The organism is Pseudomonas sp. KU43P (genome assembly GCF_033095865.1).
GTDB lineage: Bacteria > Pseudomonadota > Gammaproteobacteria > Pseudomonadales > Pseudomonadaceae > Aquipseudomonas.
Genome location: NZ_AP019365.1, coordinates 1,564,484 through 1,579,839 on the forward strand (window position 1 = coordinate 1,564,484; position 15,356 = coordinate 1,579,839).

16 protein-coding genes are annotated in these 15,356 nt (G+C 63.1%); 10 read left to right on the top strand and 6 right to left on the bottom strand.

Annotation, left to right across the window (positions count from 1 at the left end; translation table 11 throughout):
• Positions 1-9 precede the first annotated feature (9 nt).
• Entirely contained in the window at positions 10-933 is a 924-nt protein-coding gene (locus tag KU43P_RS07200) for a LysR family transcriptional regulator (RefSeq protein ID WP_176517752.1), read from the bottom strand.
• Positions 934-981: 48 nt separating this feature from the next.
• On the opposite strand from KU43P_RS07200, the gene KU43P_RS07205 reads away from it, so the two are divergent.
• The 4 genes from KU43P_RS07205 (at position 982) to KU43P_RS07220 (ending at position 4,085) form a co-directional block, all read left to right on the top strand.
• Positions 982-1,296, top strand: coding sequence for a 3-phosphoglycerate kinase (locus tag KU43P_RS07205; protein ID WP_317661861.1), 315 nt, complete (start codon positions 982-984; stop codon positions 1,294-1,296).
• Between the two features lie 109 nt (positions 1,297-1,405).
• Positions 1,406-2,005, top strand: a complete 600-nt coding sequence (locus KU43P_RS07210; RefSeq protein ID WP_317661862.1) for an FMN-dependent NADH-azoreductase — start codon at positions 1,406-1,408, stop codon at positions 2,003-2,005.
• A 267-nt stretch (positions 2,006-2,272) separates the two neighbouring features.
• The gene (locus KU43P_RS07215) at positions 2,273-3,148 is read left to right on the top strand and encodes a carboxylate/amino acid/amine transporter (protein ID WP_317661864.1); all 876 of its coding nucleotides are present in this window, start codon (positions 2,273-2,275) and stop codon (positions 3,146-3,148) included.
• A gap of 1 nt (position 3,149) precedes the next feature.
• On the top strand, positions 3,150-4,085 hold the full coding sequence (locus KU43P_RS07220; protein WP_317661866.1) for an AEC family transporter: 936 nt from the start codon (positions 3,150-3,152) through the stop codon (positions 4,083-4,085).
• 120 nt (positions 4,086-4,205) lie between these two features.
• On the opposite strand, the gene KU43P_RS07225 is transcribed toward KU43P_RS07220, so the two are convergent.
• Positions 4,206-5,483: a mechanosensitive ion channel family protein gene (locus KU43P_RS07225; RefSeq protein ID WP_317661867.1), complete on the bottom strand. Its 1,278-nt coding sequence runs from the start codon at positions 5,481-5,483 to the stop codon at positions 4,206-4,208.
• Between the two features lie 145 nt (positions 5,484-5,628).
• Here KU43P_RS07225 and KU43P_RS07230 point away from each other — a divergent pair, with 145 nt between their 5' ends.
• Complete coding sequence (locus KU43P_RS07230) at positions 5,629-6,951, top strand: DEAD/DEAH box helicase (RefSeq protein WP_317661869.1); 1,323 nt, start codon at positions 5,629-5,631, stop codon at positions 6,949-6,951.
• An 82-nt stretch (positions 6,952-7,033) separates the two neighbouring features.
• Here the strand turns inward: KU43P_RS07230 and KU43P_RS07235 are convergent, their stop codons facing one another.
• Entirely contained in the window at positions 7,034-7,306 is a 273-nt protein-coding gene (locus KU43P_RS07235; RefSeq protein WP_176517759.1) for a hypothetical protein, read from the bottom strand.
• A gap of 202 nt (positions 7,307-7,508) precedes the next feature.
• On the opposite strand from KU43P_RS07235, the gene KU43P_RS07240 reads away from it, so the two are divergent.
• Together KU43P_RS07240 and KU43P_RS07245 are read left to right on the top strand one after the other, a co-directional pair.
• The gene (locus tag KU43P_RS07240; RefSeq protein WP_317661872.1) at positions 7,509-7,904 is read left to right on the top strand and encodes a transcriptional regulator; all 396 of its coding nucleotides are present in this window, start codon (positions 7,509-7,511) and stop codon (positions 7,902-7,904) included.
• A 105-nt stretch (positions 7,905-8,009) separates the two neighbouring features.
• On the top strand, positions 8,010-8,936 hold the full coding sequence (locus KU43P_RS07245; protein ID WP_317661874.1) for a DMT family transporter: 927 nt from the start codon (positions 8,010-8,012) through the stop codon (positions 8,934-8,936).
• 127 nt (positions 8,937-9,063) lie between these two features.
• On the opposite strand, the gene KU43P_RS07250 is transcribed toward KU43P_RS07245, so the two are convergent.
• The gene (locus tag KU43P_RS07250; RefSeq protein WP_317661876.1) at positions 9,064-10,236 is read right to left on the bottom strand and encodes an MFS transporter; all 1,173 of its coding nucleotides are present in this window, start codon (positions 10,234-10,236) and stop codon (positions 9,064-9,066) included.
• A 108-nt stretch (positions 10,237-10,344) separates the two neighbouring features.
• On the opposite strand from KU43P_RS07250, the gene ptrR reads away from it, so the two are divergent.
• Both ptrR and KU43P_RS07260 read left to right on the top strand, forming a co-directional pair.
• The gene (ptrR, locus tag KU43P_RS07255) at positions 10,345-11,238 is read left to right on the top strand and encodes a putrescine utilization regulator PtrR (RefSeq protein ID WP_317661878.1); all 894 of its coding nucleotides are present in this window, start codon (positions 10,345-10,347) and stop codon (positions 11,236-11,238) included.
• Between the two features lie 124 nt (positions 11,239-11,362).
• The gene (locus KU43P_RS07260; RefSeq protein ID WP_008090807.1) at positions 11,363-11,491 is read left to right on the top strand and encodes a PA1414 family protein; all 129 of its coding nucleotides are present in this window, start codon (positions 11,363-11,365) and stop codon (positions 11,489-11,491) included.
• 137 nt (positions 11,492-11,628) lie between these two features.
• Here KU43P_RS07260 and KU43P_RS07265 read toward each other — a convergent pair whose 3' ends face one another.
• Both KU43P_RS07265 and speB read right to left on the bottom strand, forming a co-directional pair.
• A complete protein-coding gene (locus tag KU43P_RS07265) occupies positions 11,629-13,008 on the bottom strand; it encodes a sodium:solute symporter (protein ID WP_317661881.1) in 1,380 nt (459 codons plus the stop codon).
• A 212-nt stretch (positions 13,009-13,220) separates the two neighbouring features.
• A complete protein-coding gene (speB, locus tag KU43P_RS07270) occupies positions 13,221-14,171 on the bottom strand; it encodes an agmatinase (RefSeq protein WP_016391836.1) in 951 nt (316 codons plus the stop codon).
• Positions 14,172-14,394: 223 nt separating this feature from the next.
• Between speB and KU43P_RS07275 the strand changes: the two genes are divergently transcribed.
• The gene (locus KU43P_RS07275; RefSeq protein ID WP_317661883.1) at positions 14,395-15,288 is read left to right on the top strand and encodes a LysR family transcriptional regulator; all 894 of its coding nucleotides are present in this window, start codon (positions 14,395-14,397) and stop codon (positions 15,286-15,288) included.
• Positions 15,289-15,356: the final 68 nt, after the last annotated feature.

The following is a 15,356-nucleotide window of genomic DNA, read 5'->3' on the forward strand; positions in this document are numbered from 1 at the left end:
GCGGTCCTCTCAGGCTTGCGGGGGGGCTGCGAAGGGCACGTCCAGCGGCGCGGTGTCGAAATTGCGCAGCAGGTCGATGAGAATCTGCGTGGCCGGGCCCAGGGTCTTCTCTTTGCTCGAATAAAGGTAGAACAGTGGGTGGCGGCTGCCACCCTGATCCAGCGGCAATGGCTTGAGCACGCCTTCGCGCAGCTCGCGTTCGATCATGTGCCGCGGCAGCCAGGCGAAGCCCAGGCCGCTGCTGACGAAGGTGGTGGCGGTGCCCAGGCTGCCCACTGTCCAGCGCTGCTCGGCACCGAGCCAGCCGACATCGCGTGGCTGCGCGCGGCCGGAGTCGCGAATTACCACTTGCAGTTGGCTCTCCAGGTCCTGGAAGGTCAGTTCGCGGCCCAGGCGGTGCAGGCTGTGTTCGGGGTGGGCGACGGCGACGAATTCCACCGCGCTCAATTCGGCGCCCAGGTAGCCACCGATGCTGTAGCTACTGATGGCCAGGTCCGCGATGCCCTCATGCATCACTTCCTCGACGCCCGACAGCACCTCTTCGCGCAGGCGCACCCGGCAACCGCGGCTTTGCGGCATGAACGCGGCCAAGGCGCGCACCAGGCGGGCACTGGGGTAGGCGGCGTCGACGACCACGCGTACCTCGGCTTCCCAGCCCTGTTCCATGTGATGGGCCAGGTCTTCGAGCTGGCTGGCCTGCTTGACCAAGTGCCGCGAGCGACGCAGCAGCACATTGCCAGCTTCGGTGAGCACGGCCTTGCGCCCGTCGATGCGCAGCAGGGGTACGCCCAGTTGCTCCTGCATGCGCGCCACGGTGTAGCTCACCGACGACTGCGACCGGTGCAAGGCATCGGCGGCCTGGGCAAACCCTCCGTGATCGACCACTGCCTGCAGGGTTCGCCACTGATCCAGGGTTACGCGCGGCGCTTTCATCTTTGGCTCCTGTTGTCCTAAGCTGCGCTCTTTCAAGGAGAGCGCCCCATGAAGAAATGTTGTGCGGCAATATTGATGTGCCTGCCCCTGGGGGCCATGGCTTACCCCATCGATGTGGAGAAGGAACTGGCCGGGGTCAAGCTGGACTACACCGCCTATGACACCGCCTACGACATCGGTGCCATTACCCTGAACAACTATGGGCAAGTGCCAGCAGCCTGCAAGGTGACGTTCCGCAATGGCCCGGAAGCGCCCCGGGTACGCCGGGTCAACGTGCCGGCGGGCAAAAGCGTGGATGTGACGGCCAAGTTCAACCGGCAGATCATCAAACTGCGTATCGCGCTGGACTGTAAAACGGAATAAAACGGATAAATCGATAGGTTGAACCGACTTTTTACGCTTTTTTATCGATAGGTCAAGCCTTAATCTCACCTCCATCGAATCGCAACCTTTTTTGCCGATGGAGGCATCCATGTCCCGCGTACTCATCATCGAAAGCAGCGCCCGCCAGCAGGATTCCGTTTCCCGTCAACTGACCCGCGACTTCATCCAGCAATGGCAGGCGGCGCATCCGGCAGACGAGATCACTGTGCGCGACCTCGCCGTGACCCCGGTGCCCCACCTGGACGCCAACCTGCTTGGTGGCTGGATGAAGCCTGAAGATCAGCGTAGCGCCGCCGAACTGGATGCCCTGGCCCGTTCTAACGAACTGACCGATGAATTGCTGGCCGCCGATGTGCTGGTGATGGCTGCGCCGATGTACAACTTCACCATCCCCAGCACGCTGAAGGCCTGGCTCGATCACGTGCTGCGTGCTGGTATCACCTTCAAGTACACCCCCACCGGCCCGCAAGGTTTGTTGACCGGCAAACGCGCCATCGTCCTGACGGCCCGTGGCGGCATCCATGCCGGCGCCACCAGCGACCATCAGGAGCCGTACCTGCGTCAGGTGATGGCGTTCATCGGCATTCATGATGTGAACTTCATCCATGCCGAAGGCCTGAACATGAGCGGTGACTTCCACGAGAAAGGCATCAACCAGGCCAAGGCCAAGCTGGCTGCGGTGGCATGAGCGGTAACGAATTCCCAACCTTGACACCTTGTTTGCTCCTTTGGGTGTACCTGCCCGGCCTTCATGGCCGGGCTTTTTTGTGTCTGTTCCGGCCCTGTCGCCGGCAGGCCGGCTCCCACAGGTACAGCGCAAGCCTTGAAGGCTGAGGTGTCTCTGTGGGAGCTGGCTTGCCAGCGATGGGCTGCAAAGCAGCCCCCACATTCATCATGGTTGAACACCCCACCCGCAACCCGCTAAGGTCGCCGCCTTGATCCACGAGAGGCAACCATGGGCTACCTGATAATCGTCGCGCTGATCCAGGCGTTTTCCTTCAGCCTGATTGGCGAGTACCTGGCCGGGCACGTCGACAGCTATTTCGCCGTGCTTGCGCGCGTGGTGCTGGCTGGCCTGGTATTTCTGCCGCTGACCCGCTGGCGCCAGGTCGAGCCGCGTTTCATGCGTTCGATGCTGCTGATCGGCGCGCTGCAGTACGGCATCACCTATGTCTGCCTGTACCTGAGCTTCCGCGTGCTGACGGTGCCGGAAGTACTGCTGTTCACCATCCTCACCCCCCTGCATGTGACGCTGATCGAAGACGCTCTCAACCGGCGTTTCAACCCCTGGGCACTGCTTGCCGCGCTGGTGGCGGTGGCGGGCGCCGGAGTGATTCGCTTCGACAGCATCAGTGGCGACTTCTTCATTGGCTTCCTGCTGCTGCAACTGGCCAACTTCACCTACGCTGCCGGCCAGGTGCTGTATCGCCATCTGATCGCCCGCCACCCCAGCGACCTGCCGCACTACAAGCGCTTCGGCTACTTCTACCTGGGTGCCTTGATCGTCGTGCTGCCGGCCTTCCTGCTGTTCGGTAATGCCCAGCACCTGCCGAGCACCGAGGTGCAGTGGCTGGTGCTACTATTCCTCGGCCTGTGCCCGACGGCGCTGGGGCTGTACTGGTGGAACAAGGGCGCCTGCCTGGTTTCCGGAGGCACGCTGGCGGTGATGAACAACCTGCACGTGCCGGTGGGCTTGCTGCTCAACCTGCTGATCTGGAACCAGCACGAGCCCCTCGGCCGGCTGTTCATTGGCGGCGCGATCATCCTCGCGTCGGTGTGGCTGAGCCGCCTGGGCAGCCGCGCTGAAGCACCGCTGACGCACAAGGCCTGACATGCACACCATCTTCGTCATCGTGGCGCCGATCTTCGCCCTGATCCTGGTCGGTTATCTGTGCCGGCGCAGCAACAAGCTCGGCGACAAGGCCGCTGCCGAGATCAACAAGATGGTGGTGTGGCTGTGCCTGCCGGCCTTGCTGTTCAAGGTCACAGCCACCGCGACCTGGAGCGAGATCTGGCATCCCGGCTTCATCGTCGCGTTCGGCGCGGGGGCGCTGGCGATGTTCCTCGCGACCCTGGCCTGGCGCCTGTACAGCGGCCACGGCCTGGTGGCGGCGAGCATCGATGGCTTGAGCGCGGGGTATGCCAATACCGGTTACATCGGTATTCCGCTGTGCCTGTTGCTGTTTGGCCAGCCGGGTTTGCAGCCGGCGTTGATCTCGTCGCTGATCGTGGTGTGCCTGGTGTTTGCGATCTCGCTGACACTGATCGAGATCGGCCTGCAAGAGGAGCGGCAGATTGGCCGTGCAATCGTCGTGGTGGGCAAGGCGCTGGCGAAGAACCCGCTGGTGATCTCGCCGGTGGCGGGGGCGGGCTGGGCGATGTCCGGGTTGGGGTTGGCCGAGCCGGTGATGCATTTTCTCGACATGCTGGCGCTGGCCACCACGCCTTGCGCGCTGGTGTCGCTGGGGGCGTTTCTGGCCGAAAAACGCACGGGCGCGCAAGCCAGCCCTTGGCCGTTGGTGGCCATGAAGCTGGTGGGGCAGCCGGCGCTGACCTGGGTGCTGGCGTTCAAGGTGTTCAGCCTGCCGAGCATGTGGGCGGCGTCGGCGGTGTTGCTGGCGGCGCTGCCGACCGGGACCGGGCCGTTCATGCTGGCGGAGTATTACAACCGCGAGGCGGGGCTGATTTCGCGGACGATCCTGTTGTCGACGGTGGCTTCGTTGGTGACTTTGACGGGGTTGTTGTACTTGCTGGGTTATGCGGGGTAATTGAGGGCCCTATCGCCGGCAAGCCGGCTCCTACAGATACACCACAGTATTCGAAACTTGTGGTGTCTCTGTGGGAGCTGGCTTGCCGGCGATAGGGCCGCAAAGCGGCCCCCGGCAATCTCAAACCTCGCTCAACTCCTCAAGACGACGCCCCGCCAACCCCACGCGCATGTCACTGCCACTCGGCTGCTGATACAGGCTCAAGCCAAATTCCGGCAACACCGCCAGCAGGTAATCGAAGATATCCCCCTGGATCCGCTCGTAATCCGCCCACACCGTGGTGGTGGTGAAGCAGTAGATCTCCAGCGGCACGCCTTCGGCGGTGGTCTGCATCTGCCGGACCATGCAGGTCATGCCCGCATGCACATCGGGATGATTCTTCAGGTAGGCCAGGGCAAAGGCGCGGAAGGTGCCGATATTGGTCAGCTTGCGGCGGTTGGCCGCCAGCTCTGGCAGCGGCCCCAGCGCCTCGTTCCAGGCTTGCAGCTCCTGGCGCTTGGTGGCCAGGTAGTCGCCCAGCAGGCGCACCTGGCCCAGGCGGTGTTCCTCTTCCTGGGTCAGGAAGCGCACGCCCGCCGCATCGATGAACAGGCTGCGCTTGATCCGTCGCCCGCCCGACTGCTGCATGCCGCGGTAGTTGCGGAACGACTCGCTCATCAGGCGCCAGGTGGGGATGGAGACGATGGTCTTGTCGAAGTTCTGTACCTTCACCGTGTGCAGGGTGATGTCCACCACATCGCCATCGGCCCCGACCTGGGGCATCTCGATCCAGTCACCCACGTGCAGCATGTCATTGCTGGTCAGCTGCACACTGGCGACGAACGACAGCAGGGTGTCCTTGTACACCAACAGCAGCACCGCCGACATGGCACCCAGACCCGAGAGCAGCAACAGCGGCGAGCGGTCGATGAGGGTGGCGACGATGACGATCGAGGCGAAGATCCACAGCATCATCTTGGCCAGCTGCACATAGCCCTTGATCGAGCGGGTGCGGGCATGCTCGGTGCGCGCGTAGATGGCCAGCAGGCCATCGAGCAGGCACGACAGCGCCAGGGTCATGAACAGCAGGGTGAAGGCCAGGGCGACATTACCGAGGAAGTGCTGGGCGGTATCGGACAGCTCCGGCACCAGTTTCAGGCCGAACTGGATGACCAGCGAGGGCGTGGTCTGCGCCAAACGGTGAAAAACCTTGTTGTGACGCAGGTCATCGAGCCATTTGAGCGCCGGCTGACGGGCCAGCAGGCGGGTACCGTGAAGGATCAGAAAGCGCGCCAGGCGGCCGACCAGCAAGGAGATCAGCAGCAGAACGGCCAGGCCGAGGGCGGCGTGAAGCATGGGGTGTTGGTCGAGGGTGCCCCACAGGTCGAGGCTGTCACGCCAGATTTTTTGCATATCCATGAGCTTGAAAACTGTCTTTTCTTACGAAATGAAGGGCTATTAGAGCGCGGATGGTGACAAAGTTGCCAAAAGAAATTCGGCTCTTGCGGCAGAAAACGTTACCCTATGCAACTGAATTTCCCCGCACTTGCCTGAGGTTACCTCCGTGTTCTCCCAATTCGCCCTGCATGAACGCCTGCTTAAAGCCGTGGCCGAGCTTAAATTTGTCGAGCCAACCCCGGTGCAGGCCGCGGCCATCCCCCTGGCCCTGCAAGGGCGTGACTTGCGCGTGACCGCGCAGACCGGCAGCGGCAAGACCGCGGCCTTCGTGCTGCCGCTGCTCAACCGCCTGGTCGACCTGAAAGGCGGGCGCGTCGAGATCCGCTCGCTGATCCTGCTGCCAACCCGCGAACTGGCCCAGCAGACCCTCAAGCAAGTGCAGCTGTTCTCGCAGTTCACCTACATCAAGGCGGGCCTGGTCACCGGCGGTGAAGACTTCAAGGAACAGGCCGCCATGCTGCGCAAGGTGCCGGACGTGCTGATCGGCACCCCGGGCCGCCTGCTTGAGCATCTCAACGCCGGCAACCTCGACCTGTCCCACGTGCAGGTGATGATCCTCGACGAAGCCGACCGTATGCTCGACATGGGCTTCGCCGAAGACATGGAGCGCCTGTGCAAGGAGTGCGAGAACCGCGAGCAGACCCTGCTGTTCTCGGCCACTACTGGGGGTGCTGCCCTGCGTGACATCATCGGCAAGGTGCTGAAAGACCCAGAGCACCTGATGCTCAACAGCGTCTCGCAGCTCGCCGAAGGCACCCGCCAGCAGATCATCACCGCTGACCACGACCAGCATAAAGAAGCGATCGTGCAGTGGCTGCTGGCCAACGAGACCTTCGACAAGGCGATCATCTTCACCAACACTCGCGCACTGGCCGACCGCATCTACGGTCACCTGGTGGCCAAGGACGTCAAGGCCTTCGTGTTGCACGGGGAGAAGGATCAGAAGGATCGCAAGCTGGCCATCGAGCGCTTCAAACAGGGCAGCTCCAAGGTGCTGGTGGCCACCGACGTGGCCGCCCGTGGCCTGGACATCGACGGCCTGGACCTGGTGATCAACTTCGACATGCCACGCAGCGGTGACGAGTACGTGCACCGTATCGGCCGTACCGGCCGTGCCGGCGGCGAAGGCCTGGCGATCTCGCTGATCACCCACAATGACTGGAACCTGATGTCCAGCATCGAACGCTACCTCAAGCAGCAGTTCGAGCGCCGGGTGATCAAGGAAGTCAAAGGCACCTACAACGGGCCTAAGAAGGTCAAGGCGTCGGGCAAGGCTGCCGGCACCAAGAAGAAAAAGGTCGAGAAGAAGGGGGGGGACAAGAAGAGCACCGCCAAGCGCAAACCGACCGCCAAGCCGAAGGCCAATGCACCATTGGCCAGCTCCGACGGCCTCGCGCCGCTGAAGAAGCGCAAGCCAGCGGCCGAGTAATCAGCTGTCAGGCCCTATCGCCGGCAAGCCGGCTCCCACAGGTAGCTGTGCTTGCCGGCGATAGGGCCCTCGACACCCTCCATCAGTCAGCTTTTTTCTCGGCTGTCTTCAATTCCTTGATCCGCTGATCGATCAGCTGACACTTGTCGGGCAAGTCCTTGCTCGCCGTCCCCAGCTCCATCCCCTGGAGCTCATCATTGATTTCCTTGGCCTTCTGCGGGTTCTGCTCAGTGAGCTGACTGACCAGCCCAGCCAGTTCCTCACGTTTCTGTGTTGCTTCTTCCGGCGTGCAGGCCCAGGCGGGCAAGGCGCAGAACAGGGCGGTGGCACAGGCGATGCGCAGCAGCGGTTTCATCCTTAACTACCTCCGGCAGTGGTTATGCCTGGTGGAGGCGTGTGCGCCTGAGCAAGTTCAGTGCTGGCGACCGGTGGCGCTTTCCCGAAGGCGTCAGTACATGCAGGCACATCAGCAAGACCGTTGATTCTTTCGGGAACGCCCTCGACCCACCACGAGTCCCAAGCTGTGTACCCTTCGTCCACAGCTAGAGGCCATCGCCATGAGCATCACCTACGACTGGGACCTGATCGAGCGCTTGCTGCACGAGGTGCAGAACGGTGCCGGTCACAATTTCACGCCCCGCCCTTATGCCGAGCAGCACGCTGCGGCGTTAGCCGCCGAAGGGCAGCCGGTGGGTGACATCGACCACCTGAAAACCCGTGCCTGCGAGTACGAGAAGCTGCTGTTCGAGCGCGGCTTCATCGAGAGCCGGGCGCCGGAGGAAGGTGGCAATGGCGAGAATTTCGTGCTCACCGAGCGCGGTTCGCGGCTGCTGAGCCTGCTCGACAGCAGCATCCCGGGCTTCGAGCACCCACGCCAGGTGCTGGACGAACAGGACGATGCCCTGGACGAGGCCACCTTCGAGCGGGTGTCGGCCAAGGCGCAGATCGCTTGAGGTCGTATTGAGACTGGCAAGGGCGGCCCGGGAAAACCGATAATCGGTCTTTCTTGAACACTGCCGAGCCTTTTCCATGTCTACCAACACCCTAGAGGGCCGCCCATGAGTGCGGCTCGCAAGAACCCTGACGCCTTTGCCTTCCAGGTAATGCTGGGGCTGTGCCTGATCTGGGGTTGCCAGCAGGTATTGATCAAGACCGCCGCAGTCGATATCGCGCCGGTCATGCAGGCTGCCTTGCGCAATGGCCTTGCTGCGGTGCTGGTGGGCCTGCTGCTGTGCTGGCGCGGTGGCTGGGGGCAGGTGGGCAGCACCTGGCGTGCCGGCCTGCTGGCAGGGGGGTTGTTTGGCCTTGAGTTCCTGTTCATCGCCGAAGGGCTCAAGCTCACCTCGGCAGCGCACATGTCGGTATTTCTCTACACCGCACCGGTATTCACCGCGCTCGGCCTGCACTTCATGCTGCCCAGCGAGCGCCTGCGTTGGCTGCAGTGGATGGGTATCCTGCTGGCCTTTGGCGGCATTGCGACGGCTTTCGCCGGCGGCATGTCATTTGAACAGCTGGACGGTCGCATGCTGCTGGGCGACGCCCTGGGGGTGCTGGCCGGTCTGGCCTGGGGGGCGACTACCGTGGTGGTGCGCGGTTCGCGTCTGTCCGAGGCTCCGGTCACCCTTACCTTGTTCTACCAATTGGCGGTGGGCTTTGCCGGGCTGTTGCTGATTGCCTTGCTCAGCGGGCAGATCGGTGAGGTGGCAATGACCCCCTTGGCGGTGGGCAGCGTGCTGTTCCAGGGGATCATGGTGTCATTCGTCAGCTACCTGACGTGGTTCTGGTTACTGCGCAGGTATCTGGCTTCGAACCTCGCGGTGTTTTCCTTCATCACGCCGTTGTTCGGGGTGACCTTCGGTGTATTGCTGCTGGATGAGCCGCTGAGTGTGAATTTTGTGCTCGGGGCGGTGATGGTGTTGCTGGGGGTGATTCTGGTGAGTGCCGAGCCCTGGGTAAGGCAGCAGTTGCGCAAGTTTGTGGGTTGAGGGTTGCCAGTACCGGCCCTATCGCCGGCAAGCCGGCTCCCACAGGTGATTCACAATGTTCAAGCCCGGTGAGTGCCCTGTGTGAGCCGGCTTGCCGGGGATAGGGCCGGTACAGATCCACCTCGATTCATGAAGTTACCCGACCCGCAACCAGGGAGGCCTGGGGATTGCGCCTTCCCAAAAGTACCAGCACCCCCGCCAGCCCCAACCCGCCAGCCGCTAGCACCAACGCCGGCTGCAAGCTCCCGCTGTAATGGTTGCTCAGCGCCGCCAACAAAGGCCCACTCAACTGCCCCAGCGCGAAGCAGGCAGTCAGCAATCCCGCATTGCGCTGCGTCGTATGGGGCGCCAGCTCCCGCGAGCGCTGCATCACCAGCTGCATGCAGGCCAGGAACGGCGTGCCGCAGAGCACGACACCCAATGCCAGCCCGATACCCCCTCCCATCAGGCAGGCCACTACGCCCAGGCCTTGTAGCCACAGTGTGGCGGTCAGCCAGCTGGACGTGCGGCCAGCACGACGCACACTCACCATCACCACACCGAGCGCCGCGGCCAGCCCGAATGCCGGCCAGAACAGGTCGGCCATCCAATGGCCACGGAACTGCTTGTTGGCCATTTGCGACAGGAACGTGGCCGGCAGGATGTAGCCCACGCCATACAAGGCATACACCAGGCCCAGGCGGCCAATACCGACGCTGCGGGTCGCGCCCGGTTGCATGCCGCTCGGGGTCACGGCAGGCTCCATCGCGCGCGGCAACCACGGGCGCACGGCCAACAGCATGGCCAGCGCAGCCACCGCATACACCAGCCACAACGCCGCCGAGCTCAACCCCAACAGGTGCGCAGCCAGCGCCAGCAGGCCGGTAAGGGCAATGCCCACGCCGGGCCCGGCGCACACCAGTGCACCCAGGCTCTGGCGCTGGTTGGCATTGGCGATCTGCTGGCTGAGGCTGGTGATCATCACCAGCACCCAGGCACTGGCAACACCAGTACCGAAGCGCAGCAGCAGGTGGCTCCAGAAGCCGTCGGCAGCCCATGAGGCGAGCGTCAGCAGCACGCATAGCCAAAGACCGCCATGCAGGCGCAGCCTGACCTGGTTAGGCCGGCGGGCGAACATCGCATCTGCCGCGCCGATGAAGTAACCCAGGTAATTGGCTGCCGCTACCAGGCCGGCGGCGGTCAGGTCGAACTGGCCTTCGGCGATCAGTTGCGGCAGTTGCGGGGTGAGGGCGAAGCGGCCGATGCCCATGGCCATCATCAAGGCCACGGCGCTGGCCAGCAGTTGTACAAGCGGCGACATGGAAATACTCCTGCGCAAACATTCAAGCGATGGATGGCAGGTTAGGGTGGATTGACTTTCAATAAAATTGAATAATGATGATTAAGTTATTCAGTTTTGGAGAATGTCATGGAGTTCAGCCAGCTGCGTATCTTTCAGGCCGTTGCCCAGGAAGCTTCGGTGACCCGGGCTGCCGAACGCCTGCACCGGGTGCCGTCGAACCTGTCGACGCGGCTGCGTCAGCTCGAGGAGCAACTGGGTGTCGAGTTGTTCATACGTGAGCGCCAGCGCCTGCAGTTGTCGCCTGCGGGCAAGGTGCTGCTGGATTACGCCAACCGCCTGGAGGCGCTGCGTGACGAAGCGGTGGCGGCAGTGCAGGGTGGCCAGCCGGCGGGTAATTTCGTACTGGGCACCATGTACAGCACGGCGGCCATCCACCTGCCGGCGATACTGGCCCGCTACCACCAGGCGTATCCGGCGGTGAACCTGCAGGTACAGGCTGCGCCCAGCGGCGAGCTGCTCGAGGGTTTGCTCAGCCACCGGCTGGACGCAGCTCTGGTGGACGGCCCGCCGAGCCTGGCTGGGCTGGATGGTGTGAAGTTGTGCGACGAGGTGCTGGTGCTGATCACCAGTCCTGAGCACCCGGCAGTGCACAGTGCCCAGGATGTGGCCGGCAAGGCGGTGTTCACCTTCCGCCAGGGCTGCTCGTACCGCATGCGCCTGGAGGCCTGGTACGCACACGCACACACGCCCATGGGGCGGGTGATGGAAATCGAGTCGTACCAAAGCATGCTGGCCTGCGTGATCGCCGGCGCCGGGGTGGCGCTGATGGCGCAATCGATGCTCGACAGCTTGCCGGGCCGTGACCGGGTACGGGCCCATCGCCTGCATGCACCGTTCGATCAGGCGCAAACCTGGTTGATGTGGCGCCAGGGCATGTGCGGGGCGAATTTGCAGGCGTGGATCGATTTGCAACAAAGCGAAACGATTAACCAATCGTCGGAATGCGCCGTTTCCGCTTGATCCGCGTCAAACTCGACCCCATCTGTAGGAACAAGGGCATGCGTAATACAGGACATCGGGCTATGATCTGTATGAAACATCGCAGGATTGATTGACCGTGAGGCTGACCCGTCAAGGGGGCAATATGAAAAACCAAATGTTCAACTGGCTCCATGACTTGGCTGTCGCGCTGGGGCTGATACCACCACCCTTGCAGCCGGTGCCGATCCCGACTGATGAAGAGCAGCGCCGGCGCCAGCCGCGTCGCCGCTGAAAAGCAAAAGGCCGCCGCATCCGTATTGATGCCGCGGCCTTTTTTGGGCTTCGGATAATGTTGCTGCTTTTACCGGCCTCTCGCCGGCAAGCCGGCCCCCACAGGTACGGCGACGGACCTGTGGGGGCAATCATCCATCAGGCCAGCTTCACTTCACCCAGCGGCTTGCGCGACAGCAGGCTCACCATGACGAAGCTCACCAGGCCGACCGCCAGGCTGTAGTAGATCGGCGTGTTGGCATCCAGACCGTCCTTGAACATGAACAACAGCGCAGTGGCGAAGCCCAGCGACATGCTGGCGATAGCCCCTGCAGTGGTCGCGCGCTTCCAGAAGATCGCACCGATCAGCGGGATCAGCATGCCGCCGACCAGCAGGTTGTAGGCCAGGGTCAGGGCGCTGATCACATCGTTCACCGCCAGGGCGATGCCCAGCACCACCAGGCCGGTGAGCAGGGTGAACAGGCGGCTGACGCCCAGGCTCGATTGCTTGCCACCACGCAGCTTGGGCAGCAGGTCTTCGGTAATGGTGGTCGAGGCAGCCAGCAGCCCGGCGCTGGCGGTCGACATCATCGCTGCCAGGGCAGCGGCCATCAGCAAGCCGCGGATGCCGTCAGGCAACTGGCTCTTGATCATCTCGGCGAACGCATTGTTCGGGTTGGCCAGATCCGGCATCAGTACGTGCGCGGCCATGCCGATCAGGGCACAGGCCAGGCCGTACACCACGCAGTACACACCTGCGGTGGTGCCGGCGCGCTGGCAGACCTTCTCGTCACGGGCGGTGAACACCCGCTGCCAGATATCCTGGCCGATCAGGATGCCGAAGAAGTAGATCAGGAAGTAGGTGATGATGGTGTCCCAGCCGATGGTGGTCCAGCTGAAGCTGGCCGCTGGCAGCTTGGCGACCAGGGTGTCCCAGCCACCGGCCTTGTACAGGCAGATCGGCAGCAGGATGAACATCAGGCCAACGGTCTTGATCACGAACTGGACGATGTCGGTGAGGGTCAGCGACCACATACCACCGATGGTCGAATAGACCACCACCACGCCGCCGCCGAGCAGCAGCGACGCCCAGAAGGGCAGGTCGAGCAGCACTTGCAGCACGGTCGCCATGGCCAGGGTCGAGGTGACACCGATCATCAGCGCATAGGCCAGCATGATCGCCGCGCTGGCCTGGCGGGCCATCGGGTTGTAGCGGCGTTCCAGCACCTGGGTGACGGTGAAGATCTTCAGGCGCAGCAACGGTTTGGCGAGGAACAGGTTGAGGGCGATGATGCCCAGGCCCAGGGCGGCACAGAGCCAGAAACCGGAGATGCCGTGGACATAGCCCAGGCGCACGGTGCCAACGGTGGAAGCACCGCCGAGCACGGTGGTGGCCATGGTGCCCATGTACAGGGTAGGGCCCAGATTGCGCCCGGCCACCAGGTAGTCCTCGTGGGTTTTCGCGCGCCGCATGCCATACCAGCCCAGCCCTAGCATGCCGGCGGTATAGATCATTACAACAATGATGTCCAAGGCCATTGGGGGTCTCCCGATTATCTTTATTATGGCGAGATCGACCGCGCAGGCGTGTTCACGGCGCCCGGCGGTCTTGTCTTGTATTGGCGGGCCTCAGTGGCCCTCCCAGATGGCTCCTGCCTGGGTGTTTCTTCTGCCGCAGCGCGTTGGCTGCATCGCCGGCAAGCCAGCTCCCACAGGGGGGGAGGCTGGCTTGCCAGCGGCACATATGAGGGTCAGCGGCGCACCACGCCCGGCAGCACGCAGAGCATTTCGAACAACAGGTTGGCACCGAGCAGCGAGGTATTGCCGGTGGTGTCGTAAGGCGGGGAGACTTCGACCAGGTCACAACCGATCAGGTCCAGGCCGTGGCAGCCGCGAATGATCTCCATCGCCTGGATGGTGGTCAAGCCGCCGATTTCCGGAGTGCCGGTGCCAGGTGCCCAGGCCGGGTCGATGCCGTCGATGTCGAACGAAAGGTAAACCGGGCCGCCGCCGACTTTTTCGCGTACTTCGGCCATCAGCGGTTCCAGCGACTTGTGCCAGCACTCTTCGGCCTGCACCACGCGGAAGCCCTGGCGACGGCTCCAGTTGAAGTCGTCGGCGGTATAACCCTGGGCACGCAGGCCGATCTGCACCACGCGATCGCAATCGAGCAGGCCTTCTTCCACGGCGCGGCGGAAGGTGGTGCCGTGGGCGATCTTCTCGCCGAACATGTGGTCGTTGACGTCGGCGTGGGCGTCGATGTGCACCAGGCCGATCTTGCCGTGCTTCTTGTGCAAGGCACGCAGGATCGGCAGGGTGATGGTGTGGTCGCCACCCAGGGTCAGGGGGATGACGTTGTGTTCGACGATCTCGTCGTAGGCTTCTTCGATGATGCGTACGGCGTCGAGCAGGTTGAAGGTGTTGATCGCCACGTCACCGATGTCGGCGACCGACAGCGAATCGAACGGTGCGGCACCGGTGGCCATGTTGTACGGGCGGATCATCACCGATTCGGCACGGATCTGCCGTGGGCCGAAACGAGTACCCGAGCGCAGGGAAGTGCCGATATCCAGAGGCACGCCGATGAACGCGGCGTCCAGGCCTTGGGCACTTTGCAGGTGGGGGAGACGGAGCATGGTGGCGATGCCGCCGAAACGCGGCATTTCGTTGCCGCCCAGTGGTTGGTGGAGAACTTTGTCCACGGTGGGCCTCATCAGTCGGTCGATTGTTTTGTTTGTTCGAACCTGTGCCGCCGCGCGCCTTGAGTGTGCTTTAGCCGGCGGGCAGGGACATTTCGGCCAAGTCTGCGCAAGGTAGTGCCTGCGACAAATCGCTACAGGCAAATACTTACTTCATGAATTTCTAAACTAAAGCCCGCCCAAGCGGTTAGACTGCGCGCTACCAATCCTGCGGAACCGTTGCACCATGGCCTCGACCTTGCCCGACCTGAAACTGCTGCGCATCTTCATCAGCGTGGTGCGCCACCAGGGTTTCGCCAATGCACAGCGCGAGCTGAATCTTTCGACGTCGGCCATCAGCACCTATATGAGCCAGCTCGAAGGTGCCTTGGGCATTGTCCTCTGCCACCGCGGGCGTGGCGGCTTCAGCCTGACCAGCAAGGGCGAGCTGTTCCACCAGGAGACCTTGCGCCTGCTGGCCGAACTGGATGGCTTCGAGCAGTATGCCGCCGCGCTCAAGGGCGAACTGCGCGGCACGCTCAACCTCGGGGTGATCGATTCCACGGTCGGCGACCGGGCGCTGCCGCTGGCCGAGGCCATCGGTGCCTACAGCCAGGAACACCCGGCCGTGCACCTGCACCTGTCGGTGTCCAGCCCCTACGAGCTGCAGCTCGGGGTGCAGGACAACCGCCTTGATCTGGCCATCGGCGCGTTCTCCTCGCGCATGAGCGGCCTGGTCTACCAGCCGTTGTACCGCGAGCAGCATTGGCTGTACTGCAGCAGCCGACATGCGTTGTTCGCCGAGCGGCGCATTCCCGAGCCGGTGGTCACCCAGCAGCGCATGGTCGGGCGTGGCTACTGGAGCCAGGCCGAGCTTGCCCGGCACGGCTTCAAGCACAGCGCCGCGACGGTGGAGAGCATGGAGGCGCAGTTGATTCTGATCCTTTCAGGCGCCTACATCGGATACCTGCCTGAGCATTACGCTCAGGCCTGGGTCGACAAGGGGGATCTGCGCGTCCTTTCTCCGGCAACTTTCGGCTATCAGGCGCCATTTTCCTTGATCATCCGCCGCGGCCGTAGCCGCGAGCCATTGATTCAGACGTTCCGCGATCTGCTCAAGAGCCAGCTCAATGTCGGCTGATGCCGAGGTCGATTCGGTCATTCCGTCGGGATAATGATCTTTGCGACAAAACCTGACCTTCACGGTAC